The 18,532-nt window shown below is 46.9% G+C and carries 16 protein-coding genes; 1 reads left to right on the top strand and 15 read right to left on the bottom strand.

Annotated elements, in window-relative coordinates; genetic code table 11:
* Positions 1-232: 232 nt before the first annotated feature.
* The 6 genes from RIG66_RS13080 to RIG66_RS13105 form a co-directional block, all read right to left on the bottom strand.
* Complete coding sequence (locus RIG66_RS13080) at positions 233-1,042, bottom strand: phosphate ABC transporter ATP-binding protein (RefSeq protein WP_446378644.1); 810 nt, start codon at positions 1,040-1,042, stop codon at positions 233-235.
* 89 nt (positions 1,043-1,131) lie between these two features.
* Positions 1,132-1,974 (bottom strand): phosphate ABC transporter permease PstA, encoded by an 843-nt coding sequence (pstA, locus tag RIG66_RS13085; protein WP_446378646.1) that lies wholly within the window; start codon positions 1,972-1,974, stop codon positions 1,132-1,134.
* A complete protein-coding gene (gene pstC / locus RIG66_RS13090; RefSeq protein ID WP_446378648.1) occupies positions 1,967-2,839 on the bottom strand; it encodes a phosphate ABC transporter permease subunit PstC in 873 nt (290 codons plus the stop codon). Before pstC ends, pstA begins: the two co-directional genes overlap by 8 nt.
* Positions 2,802-3,653, bottom strand: coding sequence for a phosphate ABC transporter substrate-binding protein (locus tag RIG66_RS13095; RefSeq protein ID WP_446378650.1), 852 nt, complete (start codon positions 3,651-3,653; stop codon positions 2,802-2,804). Before RIG66_RS13095 ends, pstC begins: the two co-directional genes overlap by 38 nt.
* A 478-nt stretch (positions 3,654-4,131) precedes the next feature.
* Positions 4,132-6,348, bottom strand: coding sequence for a pentapeptide repeat-containing protein (locus RIG66_RS13100; protein WP_446378652.1), 2,217 nt, complete (start codon positions 6,346-6,348; stop codon positions 4,132-4,134).
* A 37-nt stretch (positions 6,349-6,385) separates the two neighbouring features.
* A complete protein-coding gene (locus RIG66_RS13105) occupies positions 6,386-6,673 on the bottom strand; it encodes a hypothetical protein (RefSeq protein WP_446347111.1) in 288 nt (95 codons plus the stop codon).
* 487 nt (positions 6,674-7,160) lie between these two features.
* On the opposite strand from RIG66_RS13105, the gene RIG66_RS13110 reads away from it, so the two are divergent.
* On the top strand, positions 7,161-7,586 hold the full coding sequence (locus RIG66_RS13110) for a hypothetical protein (RefSeq protein ID WP_446378654.1): 426 nt from the start codon (positions 7,161-7,163) through the stop codon (positions 7,584-7,586).
* A 192-nt stretch (positions 7,587-7,778) separates the two neighbouring features.
* On the opposite strand, the gene RIG66_RS13115 is transcribed toward RIG66_RS13110, so the two are convergent.
* The 9 genes from RIG66_RS13115 to RIG66_RS13155 all read right to left on the bottom strand — a co-directional run bounded on the left by RIG66_RS13115 (position 7,779) and on the right by RIG66_RS13155 (position 17,707).
* Positions 7,779-8,159 (bottom strand): hypothetical protein, encoded by a 381-nt coding sequence (locus tag RIG66_RS13115; protein WP_044205897.1) that lies wholly within the window; start codon positions 8,157-8,159, stop codon positions 7,779-7,781.
* Positions 8,160-8,251: 92 nt separating this feature from the next.
* Positions 8,252-8,911: a glycerol-3-phosphate 1-O-acyltransferase PlsY gene (gene plsY / locus RIG66_RS13120; protein WP_446378656.1), complete on the bottom strand. Its 660-nt coding sequence runs from the start codon at positions 8,909-8,911 to the stop codon at positions 8,252-8,254.
* A 278-nt stretch (positions 8,912-9,189) separates the two neighbouring features.
* On the bottom strand, positions 9,190-10,392 hold the full coding sequence (locus RIG66_RS13125; protein WP_446378658.1) for a DUF3086 domain-containing protein: 1,203 nt from the start codon (positions 10,390-10,392) through the stop codon (positions 9,190-9,192).
* A gap of 149 nt (positions 10,393-10,541) precedes the next feature.
* Positions 10,542-10,931, bottom strand: a complete 390-nt coding sequence (locus RIG66_RS13130) for a DUF3119 family protein (RefSeq protein WP_446378660.1) — start codon at positions 10,929-10,931, stop codon at positions 10,542-10,544.
* A 56-nt stretch (positions 10,932-10,987) separates the two neighbouring features.
* A complete protein-coding gene (locus RIG66_RS13135) occupies positions 10,988-11,773 on the bottom strand; it encodes an MlaE family lipid ABC transporter permease subunit (protein WP_446378662.1) in 786 nt (261 codons plus the stop codon).
* A gap of 94 nt (positions 11,774-11,867) precedes the next feature.
* Positions 11,868-15,143 (bottom strand): methyl-accepting chemotaxis protein, encoded by a 3,276-nt coding sequence (locus RIG66_RS13140; protein WP_446378664.1) that lies wholly within the window; start codon positions 15,141-15,143, stop codon positions 11,868-11,870.
* 77 nt (positions 15,144-15,220) lie between these two features.
* The gene (locus RIG66_RS13145) at positions 15,221-15,751 is read right to left on the bottom strand and encodes a chemotaxis protein CheW (protein ID WP_446378666.1); all 531 of its coding nucleotides are present in this window, start codon (positions 15,749-15,751) and stop codon (positions 15,221-15,223) included.
* A gap of 25 nt (positions 15,752-15,776) precedes the next feature.
* Positions 15,777-16,142, bottom strand: coding sequence for a response regulator transcription factor (locus RIG66_RS13150; RefSeq protein ID WP_006099778.1), 366 nt, complete (start codon positions 16,140-16,142; stop codon positions 15,777-15,779).
* Positions 16,143-16,408: 266 nt separating this feature from the next.
* Positions 16,409-17,707 (bottom strand): response regulator, encoded by a 1,299-nt coding sequence (locus RIG66_RS13155; protein WP_446378668.1) that lies wholly within the window; start codon positions 17,705-17,707, stop codon positions 16,409-16,411.
* Positions 17,708-18,532: the final 825 nt, after the last annotated feature.

Consider the following 18,532-nt stretch of genomic DNA (forward strand, 5'->3'; position numbering starts at 1 on the left):
CACCCCACACCCCACACCCCACACCCCACACCCCACACCCCACACCCCACACCCCACACCCCACACCCAGTATTTTATCGTGGGTAATGTGGCTTAAGTTGACACCCATGGGAGGGGTCTGACCCCTCAGTTAATGACCAACAGTATCCTGTCCCAAGCTAGGAGGGATAGTATTCTAACGTTTCATAAGCAGTCTTGAAACCGATTGAGTAGGGAAGATAGGGAAGATAGCTCATCCTCTTATCCCATTAACATAAGCCCCCGTTAATTCATGTTGCGGGGCTTCAAAGATTTTGTTAATTGTGCCATACTCGATTAATTTCCCGACTCCTTCCTGAACCCAAAATAGAGCCGCAGAGTCAGCAATCCGGCGTGCCTGGGCTAAATTATGAGTGACAATGACAACCGTATAATCTCCGCGTAAATTATCAATTAAATCCTCCACCACACCACTGGAAATCGGATCAAGGGCGCTACAGGGTTCATCAAACAGTAAAACATCGGGTTGCAAGACTAAAGCACGGGCAATACATAAACGCTGTTGTTGTCCACCGGAAAGGGAAAGAGCAGAGGTATGTAAACGATCTTTTATTTCATCCCATAATCCCACATTTTGCAGCGTGGTTTCAATAATCTGATCCTGTTGTTGGCGATTTTTTATCCCATGTTCGCGCAAGGGAAAGGCTAAATTCTTCCAAATTGAAAACGGAAACGGATTGGGCTTTTGGAAAATCATTCCCACCCGACGACGGAGTGCGATCGCGTCTATCTGATGATCCAATATTTCCAGTGTATCTAAGCGAATACTACCTGATACAGAAGCACGAGGAATTAAGTCGGTTAAGCGATTGAGACAATTTAAAAAACTGGTTTTACCGCAGCCGGAAGGTCCCACTAGGGCAGTAATACATCCGGCTTGAATGGGTAAGCTAATATCGGTAAATGCGGCTTTTTTGCCATAGTACAAGCTGAGGTTTTTGGTTTGAATGGATGGGAGTGAGCAGGTGGATTGTGGTGATACTTTAGTTGGCTTGGTTATCATGTTTTGGTTGTTAGGGTTGGGGCTGATTATCGATAGTTTTTTAAACGCAGAGGTTCGCAGAGGTTTGGCGGAAGATGATGGGGGACTGGTTATGTCGGAGGAGGCTGTAACCAATAATTGGCTATCCAGGCGGCGGTACTATTGATGAGTAATAATAATAAGATGAGGATTAAGGCAGAGGCGTAGGCATTGGCGTCTCCCCCAGCAACATTCATGGATAAATCAAAAATGTGAATCGAAAGCGCCCGCCCGGAATCGAATAAGGATTCAGGCATCCGATCTACATAACCACTGGTGAAAATTAAGGCGGCAGTTTCGGCAATTGCCCGCCCAATTCCCAGGACAAATCCAACAACTAATCCGGGAGTCGCCGCAGGTAAGAGGATGTTCCAAATTGTGCTAGTTTGAGATAAACCGAGTGCTGCCGCACCGAGGCGGTAGTCATCGGGAACGGCACGAAATCCGGCTTCAATAGAACGAATTAAAATCGGTAATACCATACAGGCTAAGGTTAAGCCACCGGAGAGAATCGAAAACCCTAGTCCTAACGTTTTGGCAAAAAACGCATTACCAAACAGTCCAAACACAATCGAGGGAACGCCAGCTAATATATCTAAACTGCGACGAACTAAACGCCCAAACGTACTTTCACTATCGCTAAATTCGGCTAATAATATAGCTGTGCCGACACCAATGGGAATCGCCACTATCATGCACACGCCTAAAATTAGCAACGTCGAGACTAAAATCGGGGCAATTCCCCCCTCTCGCCCTGCATTTTTAGGGGAAGTAGTGAGAAATTCCCAGGAAAGTTGTCCGATACCATGCCACAGAATATCGGTTAAAATCCAACAGAAAATAGCGGTAATTAAAAGCGCGATCGCCCAAACCATAATCCCCGGTAAAAGGCTGACAGCATTAGGCTTATTCATAAATTCTGCCCTGACTAATCACTTCAGCAATCGCCACCAACACCCCAATCATCCCCATCAGCAATAACCCACTGACAAATAAGGCGGAACGGTGATTGCCCATGGCATACGCCATCTCTAGGGCAATATTAGCGGTGAGGGTACGCATCGGATCAAATAGACTACTGGGAATTTGTACCACATTGCCACAAACCATAAGTACCGCCATGGTTTCACCAATCGCCCGCCCAGTGCCCAAAATTAAACCTGTAAATAATCCCGATTGGGCAGCCGGAATCGCCACTCCCCAAATCATTGCCCACTTAGAAAGCCCTAAGGCGGCGGCACCGCGTAGATAGTCGGGGGGAACTTTGGCAAAGCTAGCATCAGCAGTCAGGGCAATGGTGGGTAATATCATCAGGGTGAGAATCAAAATCCCCGTCAGAAGACTGGTTCCTGGGGGTTGCAGGCGTCTAACTAAGGGAACCAATACCACTAAACCCCAGAAGCCATAGACAACCGAGGGAATTCCTGCCAATAGTTCAATTAACCGCCGATAGAGTTTAGCAATGATAGGCGGCGCGTAATACTGGCAAAAAATCGCTGATCCAATCCCCAAGGGGGCAGCGATGAGTACCGCACCGATCGCGGATAACAGAGTCCCCCAAACCATGGGGATAAGGTTATAGGAATCTTGTGCCGGATGCCAAGCGCGATCGCGAAAAAAGGGTAAGATTCCCTCCTGTTGCAGTACAGGTAAGGCTTCTAGGAATAGAAATCCGGTAATCAAAATCACCAAGACTCCAGCGATAAACGCCAATCCCCGTAACACCCACAGGAGAATCGTATCACTCAGAGACGGGGACAAAGTTTTGATTTTTAACAATGTCTTGCACCTGTTGCGACTGGGCAAAATTAATAAAGGTTTGATCTAATCCTTGGGGTTGGGTTTTGGTGACTAAATTTAGAGTACGAGACAGGGGAAATGTTCCATTCTGCACATTTTCCGTTGTTGCCGCTATCCCACCCACAGGTAAAAGTTTAATCGGCGTGCCATTTTCAATGCTATATTCAGCCGTACCAATGGATACATAGCCAATAGCATCGGGGTTTCCGGACACGGTTTTAATCCCCTGCTGGTTATCCCCAATAATTACATCCGCTTGGATATTGCTATTGTTTAAATTAAAATATTTGAGAAACAGTTCTAAGGTTGAACGTCCTTCTGCTTTATTCACCACAGTAATCGGTGAATTGATACCACCAACGGCTTGCCAGTTATCAATTTTTTCGGTATAAATGTCAACAATCTGTTGATCACTCAGGGATTCAACCGGATTATCTTGATGTACGATAACACCAATCCCATCCCGCGCGATCGCAAACGCCTGCAACTCCTGTTCCTCTTCCTTCAAATTCCGAGACACCATGCCAATATCAGCCACACCTTGACGAGTATCTGCAATTCCACGAGAGGAACCCCCCGTCTGCACATCCACCCGCACCTCTGGATTCTCAGACTCAAAGCGCTTACCAATTTCTGCGGCTAGGGGGGCGACAGTACTCGAACCTGTTAACACCAGCTTGCCTTGTAATTGATCGGTTGATTCCGATATCTCTGGTGAATTAGTACAGGATTGTAGCCAAAAACAGGCGGCTAAACCCATAGAACTCATGATTAGGCGTCGTCGATTTTTCATTGGTTAATTGATCACCCAGGCTAGCTATATAATAAGGGTCTGCTGAATAAGTTTTGTGGTGAGGGCAGGGAACAGGGAACAGGGAACAGGGAACAGGGAACAGTTTCAACCCCCTGATGGGCGAAGATTCTGCTTAAGCATCCTCGAAAAATGCCAGGATTTCCAGCTTATGGGTTTCAAAACCTTGCACCTGATGCACCTTTAATTATCCCCTAACCCTTTATTTTTAAGCGTTTCAGGCTTGTGCAGCAAGCCCTAATAAGTCATTCGATCTGACCTAGAGCAATTAAACATTAGTTCAATGAGTTTTTGCTGAGAACAAAGTTGATCTAAACTGAACAACCCCATCAAAAAAGCTGATTGTTGCACTTAAATACTTCGGGCGCTAAAGCACTGACGACAAACGCTTCTTCAGCACAATTAGTGCTAACTTAGTTGCCTGAATCCTATCAACTCAGAGGAAAATTAGCCCTGCTTTTTAGGGACATTCTGGATGACGCCCCCCATGATTACAGATATACTGCAACTGATTGGTATCTAAATTTTTAGCCCGGGCAAAATTCACCCCCTGTACTCGCGCTCCCGACGCAGTGGCTGGAGCTTGGGTGATAAACTGATCTGATTTAACAGGCAAGGCTGTGGCAAACATAGCGCCCAAGAAATCTGTTCCTGTCACATTCGCCCCGCGTAAATCGACTGCACTCAAATTCGTATTCTGTAGCTTAGCATTTTGCAATTGAGCCTGACTCAAATTCGCCTTAACCAATTTCGTCGAACTCAAATCCGCATCCTGTAACTTGGCATGACTGAGATTGGCTCCCGATAAATCCGCCCCTTGCCAATTGGATTGGGTCAAATCCGCAAAGCTAAAATCTCCGCCAACGGCACTCACTTGACTGAGACTTCCCCCATGTAAATTCACCAGAGATGCCTTTACCTCACCTAAATTTGCCCCGGTCAAGCTAGCATTTTCTAATACGGCTCGGCTTAAATCAGCACCAATCAGTTGAGCGCTGCTGAAGTTTGCGCCAATGAGATAGCTATCAGCTAAATTTGCCCGATCAAGAATTGCCCGAATCAAATTTGTGCGAGCCATTAAAACATTGTTTAAATTTGCCCCAGTTAAATCCGCTTCCTTGAGTTCAGCCCCACTTAAATCCGCAATCCAATCATCAAATGTACCCCAGCGCTGATCCGCACCCGCCCCATAAAAACGGCTGTTTTGGAAACTGCCCCCCGTTAAGATGGCGGAACGGAAATTAAGTCCGGCTAGGTCGAGGTTATCCAAAACTAAGGTAAATTGAACTGAACGGGTGTCCATTTGACTCAAGTCTATGCGACTCAAATCCGCGTCGTGCAGTTCACTGCTGTAGATGGTGAGAATTTTCGCGATCGCGCGATTGGTTGCCCGTTGTCGCAAGGCGACTAACTGCTGCTCTCCTGGCGTTCCCCGACGGGCTAATGTGTCTCGGTCATTTTGTAGCGCCTGATTCAACCGTTGTAGGGGAGGTAGGGCTTCACCACCTTTACTGACTAAGGCTTGCTGTAGGGTATCAATCAGACTCGGCGTGTTTTCCTGTCCCAATAAATCCACCAGAAACGGCACAGCACGGGGATCATCCAGCCTTGCCAGCGCCAGAATTGCCGCCTGTCGTTCTTCTAGGGCTGTGGCTGAGGTAGAACTCAACTGCTTAACCAGCGCTAGAAAGACTTCGTTATTTTGTTGGTTAAATTCCCGCCAATTTGCCTGACGTTGAATATACACCTGAGTCCCGACAAAAGTTCCCAAAACCGATGCCATTCCTGTAAATGAGAGAATTAGCAAGGTTGCCCCAGGATGACGCCGCATCCACCCCCACAGATGGGGGGCTTGTCGAGATGAGGATTGGGAGGTGAGGACGATGGTGGTGACGGAGGGATGATTCGGCTGATCATGGGTTGATGTTTCGCTACGTTGATGCCAGCCGTTGTCAAATTCTAGGGTAACGGAGTGATCCCGATCAGTCTGCCAGCCGTTGAATGAAGCGGATGCCAATCCCTGAGCCGCATTCACTACATAAGTACCTGCCATGCGATCGTGGAAGGTGCGGCGTCGTGAGTGAATCCAGCCACTGCCATGTTCTATGAGTAGCATGACTCCCGCCAATCCTAATAAGATGCCAAAGTCGGGAAATGCACCCGTATACCGCCACAGCAGATAAGCTGTACCCAGGGGGAGTCCCCAGCGCCCAACTGCCTCACGCCAAACTGCCCGGATTAATCCCGGTGGTGTTCCCATTGGTGTCACCACCCGCAGTTTTAACCACTTTTTGGGCATGGTTTGCCCCGTTTTCCCCAATTGATACAGTTGCCAACTGACCACCACGACAGGCATAACAATTGCCCCACACCAGAACAAATTAGTCAGGGGGGCAACTTGACGATTTAATCGCGCTCGTGGATATGCCAGGGTTTTCGCGATCGCCTCTTCCGTTGCTGCGACGACAGGGTTGATAGGAACGGGTTCAGCCGGGGAATGGTCTTTGGCATACTCGCCGATACTGTACGGAATGACCGCACTTACCGTCACTAATGACACTTCCAGAACCACAGCTGCTAACCGCCGGGTCATCATCGGTAACGCCCGGTTTAGTCGCAGTGAAAATGATCGACTAACCGTTTGATTATGGACTTGTTTTATGGTAGGGCTAGTCATTTTCAATTCTCACGCGACGCGGATAAAGGGTGGGCAACTATTGGGGAGACTTAGGGGTAATGAAAAATTTATACACTACATAGAGGATTATTCCCAATAGGGCAAGGCTAATTAACGAGGTAATCAGTTGGAAAACAGTCTTCAAGAGGGATAAACTCAAGCTGCCGCCGACAATCACCACAATAACTTTACCAACGGTAGGCAAGCTGTTAAACCAAGCACTGATTTGATTGAACCGTTGCTTCATCGGATAGGTGTTATAGAAGGGCGGTTGAAAGGGATTGCCCACGGGCGTGGATTGGTCGTCGTCTCGATTCGGTTCCATCTGCCAAGAGAATTAAGTTGTAGAAATCAGGTTATATGTTTTGATTTTATCGGTTTGAGCAAGGTTTCGGGCAATTCTTAGAGGTTAAGTGCTGAGGGGGTGACAAGGGACTTGAGGGTACTACTGGGTGTGGGGTGTGGGGTTTCGGGTTTCGGGTGTGGGAAGCTGGGGGAGCTAGGGGAGATGAGGGAGTTCACTCAAAACTCGACCTTATCCTGTTCCCTGTTCCCTGTTCCCTGTTCCCTGTTCCCTGTTCCCTGTTCCCTGTTCCCTGTTCCCTGTTCCCTGTTCCCTGTGACACACCGAGCGTGTTATCGAGCGAAGTAGAGGTAAGTCGAGGTGTTCCCTATTCCCTATTCCCTGACAAATGACGAATGACGAATGACGAGTGACAAATAACAAACAGGAACAGAGTCAGTTTCGGCGGGTCTATTAATGTACGACGATGAGTTTAAGAAAAACTCAAACAATAGTGGAGCCTCAGAGAATGAAACGACTGAAAAAGTGGATGATTGTGCCAACCACCTTAGCGATGCTGCTAGCGAACGCAGGTTTGCTCCATAGTCAGACTGTGCAAAGGTTAGCGCCAGGATTTAATGCCCTGGAACTCCAAGGCACTTCTGCTCAAGGGAACAATTGCCAAGTGGGTAATATCCAACCGCAATACACGATCACATTGGAACAAGACTTCGGCTCGTTGAACTTCAGCCTCCAAAGCGCTGGTCAATCGGCTTTGATCATTGAACCATTGAATTCAACAGGTGAACCCGTGGCAAGTGGTAGACAATGTGTGTTAGCCACTGCGCCAGGGCAAACCGTTGAAGCACCGGGATATTGGGAAGGAGGCACTTACAAGATCTATATTGTCGATAGCACTGGAGGGCAAAGTTATACTCTCTCCATTAGTCAGTAGGTAGGACAAATGAAAGTTAACGGCTCTGAGCGTCATAGTTCGTAAAATACTCGCTTCCCGAAAAGTAAGCAAGCTACGTCTTATGTCAAGGTTTGAGGGACTTTACAGAAACTAATATCGTTGAGTGTATTTCCACTAACCTACTGAGTCACCATGGCTTGAACCCGCTAAGCCTTATATCTGACAATGGGCTTAATCTTCAAGTTGCTTTACTGAAACCTCTACGGCGTCTACATCAATCGTACCCGGCGGCGTCAAGCGGTTAAACTGACCCTGTTCGACTTTCAACAATTCGCCACAGTTGGGACAGCGACATTCGGTACGATTAAACCCAGTAAACTCGTAGGCACAGACGGGACATTTATCCTCAACCAGGTTGCGCTGTAACCACCAGCGAAAGCCAATCCAGCCAATGACTGGTGCGAGGATGACTAACCCAATCAGAATTAAGAATCCGTTGACCAGCCAGCCCAAGCCAACTGTTCCCAGTAAGAGAAAGGTGGCTAATAGGGTGAGCCAACAGCCCACGCCTGATAAGTTAAACTGAGCAAGTTTAGGATCGTACTGGTTCACGGTACTTGTTGGAAACTGACTATCTCCATCCTAGTTCACATCCGGTCTAACCTGAGAGGTGAAAAGCTACACCATACCATACCAGCAACGGTTTAACTGCTGATCATTTCCGCTGATGCAGATTGCCCTAAACGGGGTTCAGTACCGACAAGTAGGCGCTGAATATTGGCTCGATGCCGTAATATAACGTATAGCCCCGCCACAATCCCAAATATCTGGTAGGGTAACGGTTGGGCTAAGACAATCATCAGCACAGCTACTGCGATCGCCGCCGCAATCGAACCCAGAGAAACAATCCGCGAGATACTGACGACCCCAATAAAGATTATCAATACACTCAGCGCGACGAACCAAGACATAGCGAATAAGACGCCTAACCCGGTGGCAGCAGATTTTCCTCCCGTAAAGTTAATCCAGATTGATTTACTGTGACCCAACATAGCCGCCAACGCGACAACAGCCACCAACCAAGGTTTCCAGGTATCCGGCATCACGGATGATCCCGTTAGGGCAAAGAAGCCATGTACCAACGAAACAGCACCCACTCCTTTCGTCGCATCAATCAGTAAAACGACTAAAGCTGGACCTTTTCCCAGGTTTCTCAAAACATTGGTCGCCCCCGTTGATCCCGAACCGATTTCCCGAATATCAATTCCTTTAACCAGACGTCCTGCCAAATATCCAGTTGGAATTGAGCCAAGTAAGTAAGCACTGATCAGCAGTAGCCCAATCCAACTCAACTCACGCATCATTGTTTTAAACCCTCCACAATTAAAAAGCTAGGGGAGATAATCAGACCTTTATTGGGACATCTCCCCTAGCCGATTTTATATGGGAGCGTGTGACACAGGTAAGGGTATGGCATGAAAATCGTAACATTCGTTACCTATATCTCCCCAGCTTCCCTGTTCCCTGTTCCCTGTTGCCTGTTCCCTGTTCCCTGTTGCCTGTTGCCTGTTCCCTGTTCCCTGTTCCCTGTTCCCTGTTCCCCCATCCCAACCATCAACTTTAATGTTGTCCAACTACGTTATTAGTAATTACTCAGTTGCTGAGGATCGGGAGCAAAGGCTAACCAGAGAGGAAATTGCAGAATTGAAAGACTAATCTGGTCTTCTGTTTCATCCACAATGATTAAAGGAAGTTGCTTCTGGGTCATTAAGCGATCGGCTTTTTGCACGAGGGCGGATGGTTCCTCAAATAAAACGACCCCCCGTTCTGGACCAAAATCACTGCGGGCAATACCCAGACAATCCTGCAATCCTCTGCGCCACTCTCCTAGCCGTTCAGGGGTATTGGCAAGAACCAAGGTTCGTAGTCTATCACCGTAAAGCGTCCGCATAACAGACATCACGGCGGAGGCGACCAAAATATTTTGCAAGCGGCTACCGATAGTGCGAATCGCCCCACGCCCCCCTTGACTAAAAAACCAATTGGACACTCGCTCCGCATGAATTGGCTCAAACGTGCGACGCAATTGCCAAGGCGGACCATAATAATCTGGCATTTTGCGGTATTGGTCAATAATGTCCCGAATTTGCTGGATCTGATCTTGAAACGCCTGTTCAGCAAATTTGGGTGTAGGAGAAGAAACTGGCGGCTGAGGTTCATCCATCCTAGGTTTGGAAAATTCTGCCGTTGGTTCGGCTAATTCTAACTCTTCCGCCGCTACAACCAAGTCTTGTAAACTGCCAACCAAATAGTCTTTAAAACCCTGCACCCGAATTGCCAATTCTTGAGATACCCCAGCAAATGTGGTTCGCATTTCCGTGCGAATGCGTTCTCGGCGGCGTTCTAGTTGCTCCACAGAAATTAAAAGGGCTTGCTTGCGCTGCTCTAATTCGCTTAACCCCTCTTGGAGCATTTGTTGGATGGTGGCTTGGGTTTTGGTTAACTGGTCAGATAAAATCTGATTTTGGCTGGCTTGTAGCTGGGCAATTTTTTGCCTCAACTGTTGTTCTTGGCGTTCAAGGTCAGCGATCGTTTGGGTTAAATTCGCGACGGTTTCCTGTTGGTTTCTTGATGGTGTCATCTGACTATCATCTGGCGCAGGTAAGTCTAAAGCATTTGAAGAGTCCGCTTGGGGTTGTGTCACGTCAGATTGGTTAGATGAATTGGTTAACGGCTCAGAGCGCTCTGTTTCGGGTTTTTGCTCTGGAGAGTCTTCCTCAAATTCCTCAGAGATTGGTTGTTGTTCTAAATTGGATTCTTGGGTTTGTGGTTCGTCTGAATTCATTGAATAATTAATATCTGATAATGATTTACATTCCCAACCCCTAAACGGTGGGATTATTCTCAAGGGCGAGTTACCGGGCAAGAGAGCCTTTGGTATAAGGTGTTCTCAAGCCTAAACGTTAATTTCAGCAAGGCATATCTGAAATCGACTCAAATCTGGGGGCAGCGCTCCTCTAAGCAACGTTTAAGCTGTTTGGAATCAAATAAAATTGGCAAGAAGTGGATGCTATTAACTTCCTTAAAATAGAAAAGGATTGGAAACGATGACCAGAAGATCCGCCAATTTGACCAGTCTTTATACGGAAAACGGCGAATTAAAGTCTGGGAACGATAGACATCCAATGCAGTTTCGGTAAATTGCAGACGGATGGTTACCGCTTGAATCATTAAAAATAACCCGAAAAGAGCAATGAGTAAACCGACCCAAATTTGGAGCAGCACAATCGGTATACTGCCCAGAACCAATACCAAAGGAATCGCGTAGCTAGGGGCAAGTTCGATGGTTTGGGTTGATGAAGATGAAGAAGTAGCAGAGGTCACTAGACTAAATTCCCGTTGTTTATCGACACAAATGATCTATTTTAATATACCTCTAACTACAGAACTGCACTGCCTGTGCCTTGGAACATCAGCCACGACAAAAAAAAGTTAGTGATGAAAATTGCCAGTAAAGCCGTGACGACTGCCGTTGTCGTGGATTGACCAACTCCTTTGGCTCCACCACTAGTGGTTAATCCCCAGCTACAGCCAATGACGGCTATCAGCATCCCAAATACAGCGGCTTTAATCATCGCCGTAAACAAATCCCAGATTCCCAGGAAATTCCGGGCGGAATCCAGAAAGACAGATTGAGGAATATTGTAAAGATTAATAGCAATCAATACGCCGCCCGTCATGCCGAGAATAATTGAGAGAATTGTCAATAACGGCAGCATTAGAATGCAGGCAATGACACGAGGGATGACCAAATAATCAATGGGATCGGTTTTGAGCATATAAAGTGCGTCAATTTGTTCAGTCACGCGCATTGTGCCAATCTCAGCCGCAAATGCTGAACCCACTCGTCCGGCAATCACCACAGCCGTTAACACAGGCGCAAGTTCCCGGCTCAATGCCAGTGCCAAAACCCCTCCAATGGCTGTAGTTGCCCCAAAGTTAATAAATTCTCGCGTTACCTGAATTGTAAACACGGCACCGATAAAAGTAGACGTGATCAGGGCAATGGTGAGTGAATCCGGACCGACGACTGCCATTTGCTCCAGGGTATTGCGTCGGTAGATTTTGCCACCGAGAAGATGAACGATGACTTGACCGCCTAATAAAATGGCAGCTAGCAAGCGCTGGAGCCATAATCCCAAGCTAGAGGAAGAGGTTTCATTCATTCGTCATTCGTCATTTGTCATTTGTCATTTGTCATTTGTCATTCGTCCTTTGTCATTCGTCATTCGTCATTCGTCATTTGTCACTGTCCAAGGACTATCTGCTCTCATTTGATTCCACACGGAAACGTTCTACAGAATTGAGTAGATCTCGTGCCACACCAACTAAGTTTTGCAAGGCACTGGATACCCGTTGGGCTTCCTGAGAGGTTTCTTGGGCAGTTAGTTCAACCGATTGCATGACTTGGGCAACAGCACGGGAGGTTTCGGTTTGCTCCACCGTATCCGCTTTAATTGCCCGCACCAGCGCATCAATGCGATTGGACACTTGGATAATATCTTCCAATGCTTGTTTGGCTTGCTCTGCCCGTTTGGTTCCATCAATAACCTGCTGGGTGCCTTCTTCCATCGCCGTCATTACCGAACCGGTTTCGCTTTGAATCTGCATGACGATTTGCTCAATTTCTTTGAGTGCCTTGGCTGAACGGTCTGCCAGTTGTCGCACTTCATCGGCAACGACGGCAAACCCTCGACCCGCCTCTCCAGCTCGAGCTGCCTCGATACTGGCATTGAGCGCTAACAGGTTGGTTCGGGATGCAATTGTAGAAATTACGGCGACAATCTTGGAAATTTCCTGGGAAGACTCAGCCAATCGCTTGACTTTCCGCGTAGTTTCTGCTACAGTTTCCCGAATTTGCAAGATACCTGCCACCGTATGTTCTACCGCGTGACCGCCTCTGTGGGCGACATCCGCAGCGGTGTGGGCAACTTCCTCGGCTTCCCGGGCGGCTTCAGCGACTCGCTGAATGGAGTCGGTCATCACCTGAACGGAGTTTAGGGTAACTGCCAGTTCCTCGGCTTGGCGCAAGGCATCATTGGATAAACTGCCAGCAAATGCCGCGCTTTCAGTCGAACCCTTGGTCACTTTACGGGCGGCATCTTTTACTTGTTGAACGATTTCCCGCAGATTTTGAATGGTTAGGTTAAAGGAGTCAGCCACTGCTCCCAAAACGTCGGCTGTTACTTCAGCTTGTACCGTTAAGTCCCCGCGTGCAGCTCCTTCTACATCATCGAGCAATCGAATCACCTGACGTTGCAGGTCTTCTTTGGCTTGCTCTTGTTCTTCTGCTTTTCGGGTGGCTTCGCTGGTGGTGGTTAGAATTACTCGCGCCATCTGGTTGAAACCTGAAGCCAGTTGACCCAGTTCTCCCTCGGAGTAGATCGGGACACTGACATTAAGATTTCCCTGAGCAACGGCATCAAACTGGGTTTGTAAATCCACTGTGACTTGTTGAATCTGGCGAGTGGTAATCCGACCCAGAAACAGGGTAATGCCAAAACTAGCCGCAAATGCTGCACCACTGGCTAAAGCATGGGCAAATTTGAGATTCGCGATCGCGGGTTGAGCTTGCCCTTCTGGTACTGAACTTCGCGCAGCAATACTTTGTGCCGAAAAACTGACTAAGGCAACGACAAAAGCGGAGGCAATCCCAGCCGCAAACGCCATAATCCACTGTTTATGATGGAGGGAAGCATTTTCAAAGGGAGCCAGCCACCCTTGATCAACATTAACAATCGCCTCGTGTCCCCCCTCTTTGGCTTGACTAAAAACTGGGAGTTGTTCAGTTGAGCTACCAATACTGAAAATTTCTTCATCACTATCAACTGAGCGATACTCCTGAGCCGATTGCTGGTGAGCCGCTACGCTATCTCGGACGGCATCGCCATTTTCGCTAACTCCCTCACTTTCGCCACCTGCTGGTATGACTCCGCTGTTACTTAAAACATCAAAATCTGATTCACTCGCGCCCGACTCAGCTAATTCATCCTGATCATCTATGGCGAAATCGGGAAGAGAGCCTAAATCATCTTCAAATACATCAAAAGCGTCTAAAAAGTCTTTGTCCGTTTCCAGTTCTGAGAAGTTCTCAGCATCAGCCTCAGCAACTTCATCCATCGCGAATGAGTCATTGCCGAAAGCATCGTCAAAGTTCTCAAAGTCGAAGTGATCATCGGGAGCGTTAAATCCATTTTGATCGAAGTCTGATTCATCCTGAGTGTAGTCCTGGCTTTCAAATGCTTCAACCGCCTCATCCGTCTCCTCAGCCGAATAGTCAAACTCATCGGTATCCGTTGGTAAACTTTCCCCCAACTCCCCTGAATTCATCAGTAGGGTTTCGTCTTCATAAACGGGGTGGTCTGGATATGACTCGTCAATCGATTCACCATGCCAATCCTCCATTTCCTGATCAACGTCCGATAAGTCTTCATTGAAATGGGATTCTGACTCATAAGAATAAGAGGGTGGACTCTGCTCCTCAGCATCTTCAAATTCAGGGGCGCTACCGGGAGGCATGACAAATGTTGCCGCCGTATCATCCTCAGACTCCGCTGAAAAGTCCTCAAACTGATCCTGATAATCTGCCTCGCTAAAGGAGGTGTCATTTAAATCAAAATCACTTGCTGTTTCCTCAAACTGATCTTGATAATCTGCCTCGCTAAAGGGGGTATCATTTAGATCAAAATCACTCGCTGCTTCCTCAACGTTTTCCTGGTAATCTGCCTCACTAAAAGGGGTGTCATTTAGATCAAAATCACTCGCTGTTTCCTCAACGTTTTCCTGATAATCTGCCTCGCTAAAGGGGGTGTCATTTAGATCAAAATCACTCGATGACTCATAATCTTCATAGTCTACCTCAGCAAAGGGGTTGTCATTTAGATCAAAATCACTCGATGACTCATAAAGATTGTCAACATCACCACTTTCTTCGTCTAAACCGGACAAGGCAAATGGATTGGATTCATCTACAGAACTTGGCTCGTCCGTCGTCTCTGATTCAATAGCTGAACTATCCAGGGGTTCGGCAAAGGGCGAAGATGAGGTTGAGTCAAAATCATCCTCTATTCCCACTTCATCCAAATCTAAAGCCCCTAAATCGAAATCCTCAGACTCATCAATAGACTCATCAATCGCTTCCGAATCTTGCCAGGTTTCTAATGTAGGTATCTCATTCAAATCGTCGGTTTCATCAATATCGTGGAAATTGTTATCGAAATCCTCTGTGGATGGGGGTGAATCGGCAGGATCGAATTCACTGGACAATTGATTAGCATCTTCTAGACCTTTATGGGCATATTCGATAAAATCAGGTTCAGACGTTAAATTAAGAACTTGCTCATAGTGTTCCCGTGCTTGATCGTACTGCTGTAGACCATAGCAACAGATATGACCCTTAAGTAACAAAGCACTTGGATCATCGGGATACTCTTCAATCAACCGACTAATAAGATCGGCAGCTTCTTGGTATTTACCTTGTGCGTAAGCCGTTTGTGCTTGTGTATATTCCTGAACGTAATCTGTACTTGATGCCATTGACCTCCTCCCTTTGCTCACCAGGAAAAAGTAACAAACAAAAGGTTGCTCTCTTTTTCCTTTCTTTTACTGTTTATTCATGCTGCCCACCGCGCTGCTCGTAGAATTGCCACCTGATCGAGAAGCCGTAAAAATTGATTAGATTCTGGATCTAATAACCACTCTCCTTTTAAAAAAGGTGCCATCGTATCAGGAACATTCATTGCCATTTGTAATTGCTCCACATCTAACCAATCCATATCCACAATTCGCTCCACTGCTAAACCGAGCATTGTATCTTGATCTTCGATGGCAATGACGGGAATTTCTGATCGGTCTGTATTCACAGGGATCGCATCTCCCAGAAATTGACCCAGATCACCAACCCATATAACCCGACCTCGCATATTGATTGTCCCCAATAATAAGGGGGAAGCATTAGGGATCGGGGTGATCTGGTTGGGAGATGGCTCAAGCACTTCTTTGATCCCAGTCGCTGGTAAAGCAAATTCCATACCAGAAGGGACGTAAAATCGCAAGTGTAATTCACCCTCAGGACTTTCTAGTTCTTGCAATTCTGGGGCTTGATCTTGACCAGTATCTGTTAAAAAATCCGGATTTCCAACCATTCGCAGCTAGAGTCTTAACTATAATTTATGACCTGAGTAGCTGTTTGACTGTGCCAATCAACTCGGTGGGCTGAAAGGGCTTAGCGATGTAAGCATCTGCCCCTTGCTTCATGCCCCAATATCTATCAAATTCTTCGCCTTTTGAAGAACACATGACCACGGGTACATTTTGGGTTTTGGGATCAGCCTTTAAACGACGACAGACCTCGTACCCATTCATACGAGGCATAACAATATCCAATACCACTACATCAGGACGAGACTGCAGAATATGTTCTAAGGCTTCTACTCCATCGCTTGCCACAGAGACCGTCAACCCACTGCCTTTGAGGAGGTCTGAGATCATCTGTCGCTGTGCCAAACTGTCTTCTACAACCAAAACTGTACTCATAACCCCCTACCTGACTTGCCAATAAGCGCACGAATTTTGAACGTGAACTGAGCTGTATCGTTGAGCTATACCCTTAAACATAGATAGAGTAATGATTAATGTATCCTTTATGTATCCTTTATGGTAGCTTCATCCTGAACTGATCCCTTTCTCTATTGTGACAGGCTTAACTGCTAAATGGAGCTAGGGCGTATCGCTGTATGAGTCTATGAGGTGATTGTAGCGGAAGAATTACCTTCCTGGGTGTTACATGATGATCACTGTTGTTAAGCCGATGCTGATTTAGTAATATCGGTTGCCTTGACCTCCTCCTCTAGGACTTGGCGGGAACTATCGAAACTCATTTTTTCCGGATCTCCCGGACCCACGTATTTCTCCAATAACATCAACAGCTCACTGGCTCCAAACGGTTTAGTCAAATAGTCCGTTGAGCCTACCATGCGAGCTCTCACACGGTCAATAAAGCCATCTTTGCCCGTCAGCATAATGATTGGAGTTTGTCGAAATGTCGTCGATTGTCGTAACATGCCACACAGTTCATATCCATCGAGTTGGGGCATGACTAAATCACAGAGAATTAGAGCCGGTTTGATTTGGAAGAGTAAGCTGAGAGCTTTGAGGGGATTTTGAATTGCCGTTACTTCATATCCTTGGGCTTGCAGCATATACTCGACGGTTTTGCCAACTGCCTTGTCATCATCAATACAGACTACAGAGGGTGCATGATCTGCCCGGGTGGATTCCCAAGGTTGTCGAACGGCGAGGGTTTGTTGAGGTGCTGACGTCAGCACTTGAATCCAACCCCGTTGGATATAGGGGTAAATTGCTCGGGTGACAGTCAGGATGTCACGATTGAGATAGCGAGCCATCTGTCGCAGAGAATTCTTGCCATTCGCCCACCGTTTGAGGGTTCTAAATGCATTCTCCGGTAATGCTGCCTTTAATTTCGTTTCATCCGTAATCAGTGGGCATTGATTAGGGGATTGAATATGGGGATGAAACTGCTTCCACTCCTGGACTTGCTTCATAATCTTGGTCACTAGGGGGGCAATTTCCAAGGTGGTGAGTTGGGGCGCTAAGGCTGGACCCACCTCGAAGACAAAATATCCATTGTGGAGGCTCAACAGGTCAAATAGGGTTTCATGTACCATACTGTGGAGAATGCTGCGCCCTTGAGCTGGCGTGATAATATGCTTTTCTAGCAACGCCCAAAGATAGCCATATTCGGGGGCATTGGTCGAAGCAATCGACGGTTCTTCGATGTCATCCAAAGCGGCTTCAGCTCGATAGCGACGCAGGTAATCGCGCAGTCGTGACAAACTGGGGTCACTGTTTGCCGCATAAGCAATTTGTCCGTTGAGAAAAAAAACAAACCAAAACGGTCCAGGGCAACGGGGTGGGGTCGCGAGGTGAGAGCGTCCCTGGATAAATTGATGAGTCACATCACTACCAGGGTTATTGGTGTGGAAGCTTTGCGCCTCAACTAAAAGTTCTCCTGTGCGCTGACCTAGTTCGATCAGTTGCAGGATACTGCGGATATCAATTTCATTTAACGTTCCCTGCATTTTAAGGAAAATGTACTCCTAAAACCTTGCGTTCAATGCTGAGGCGCGAATGGTCTGTTGGGTTACCAAGTTGCCTGCCATCTTAACCTCAACCCCAACTTGATGCTTTACCACCACCGCTGACTGACCATGTTAAGATATCATCCAATTAGGTTGGAATGGATCATTTAACGGATGTGTTTCAACAGAGCAATTTGAACTTTAAATTTAACGTTGCTCAATAGAGCCATTGAAATTTATAGAAGAAGAGTCAATCAAAACCTCCATGTATTCAGTATAATTGAGGACTCGACTTGCTGTAACACCTCCTGATCAGGCGGCTTGGACGGCGGTGAGCGATCGCTGGCGTTAATCAGCAATTAGCAGGGTTGGCTAGGATACAGGGACAAGGCAATGGCTTCAGGAGACGAATTAGCTAAATTCAACAAAACAATGCAGCTTGTCCAACGAGGGGTCTCTTAAGCCAAGGCTAAGCATACTCCTAAAACAGTAACCAGAAAACAGCAATCGAGTTATTGAAGCTAAAATTTTATAGCCAATGGAGTAGGATCGAGCAAAAAGCTGGTGTCTGTACCAGCCAAGGACTTATAATCTCTTATAGAAATTCATCACTAATTGTAATACAGCCAAAGTCATGCATCGAGAATGGCTTCGTTAAATAAACTTCAACTACCCCGCGCTACTGACATAGAGCGCGAAGATGGTGAGGAATAGGGGTTCAATCAGCTAAGGCTACTCTGTTCCTAGCTTACCTAAACTTGCCCTTTAAGGAGGGTTGAGTTGGAGATATGTAGCATTTCTCGATCCGTCAGGACTATCCGGTGG

It is taken from the genome of Coleofasciculus sp. E2-BRE-01 (assembly GCF_040221695.1).
GTDB lineage: Bacteria > Cyanobacteriota > Cyanobacteriia > Cyanobacteriales > Coleofasciculaceae > Coleofasciculus.

Excerpts from the sequence above, each read along its gene's own strand:
- RIG66_RS13080 (WP_446378644.1), bottom strand. The coding sequence starts at position 1,042 with ATGATAACCAAGCCAACTAAAGTATCACCACAATCCACCTGCTCACTC.
- pstA (WP_446378646.1), bottom strand. The coding sequence starts at position 1,974 with ATGAATAAGCCTAATGCTGTCAGCCTTTTACCGGGGATTATGGTTTGG.
- RIG66_RS13095 (WP_446378650.1), bottom strand. The coding sequence starts at position 3,653 with ATGAAAAATCGACGACGCCTAATCATGAGTTCTATGGGTTTAGCCGCC.
- RIG66_RS13100 (WP_446378652.1), bottom strand. The coding sequence starts at position 6,348 with ATGACTAGCCCTACCATAAAACAAGTCCATAATCAAACGGTTAGTCGA.
- RIG66_RS13105 (WP_446347111.1), bottom strand. The coding sequence starts at position 6,673 with ATGGAACCGAATCGAGACGACGACCAATCCACGCCCGTGGGCAATCCC.
- RIG66_RS13110 (WP_446378654.1), top strand. The coding sequence starts at position 7,161 with ATGAAACGACTGAAAAAGTGGATGATTGTGCCAACCACCTTAGCGATG.
- plsY (WP_446378656.1), bottom strand. The coding sequence starts at position 8,911 with ATGATGCGTGAGTTGAGTTGGATTGGGCTACTGCTGATCAGTGCTTAC.
- RIG66_RS13125 (WP_446378658.1), bottom strand. The coding sequence starts at position 10,392 with ATGAATTCAGACGAACCACAAACCCAAGAATCCAATTTAGAACAACAA.
- RIG66_RS13135 (WP_446378662.1), bottom strand. The coding sequence starts at position 11,773 with ATGAATGAAACCTCTTCCTCTAGCTTGGGATTATGGCTCCAGCGCTTG.
- RIG66_RS13140 (WP_446378664.1), bottom strand. The coding sequence starts at position 15,143 with ATGGCATCAAGTACAGATTACGTTCAGGAATATACACAAGCACAAACG.
- RIG66_RS13145 (WP_446378666.1), bottom strand. The coding sequence starts at position 15,751 with ATGGTTGGAAATCCGGATTTTTTAACAGATACTGGTCAAGATCAAGCC.
- RIG66_RS13150 (WP_006099778.1), bottom strand. The coding sequence starts at position 16,142 with ATGAGTACAGTTTTGGTTGTAGAAGACAGTTTGGCACAGCGACAGATG.
- RIG66_RS13155 (WP_446378668.1), bottom strand. The coding sequence starts at position 17,707 with ATGCAGGGAACGTTAAATGAAATTGATATCCGCAGTATCCTGCAACTG.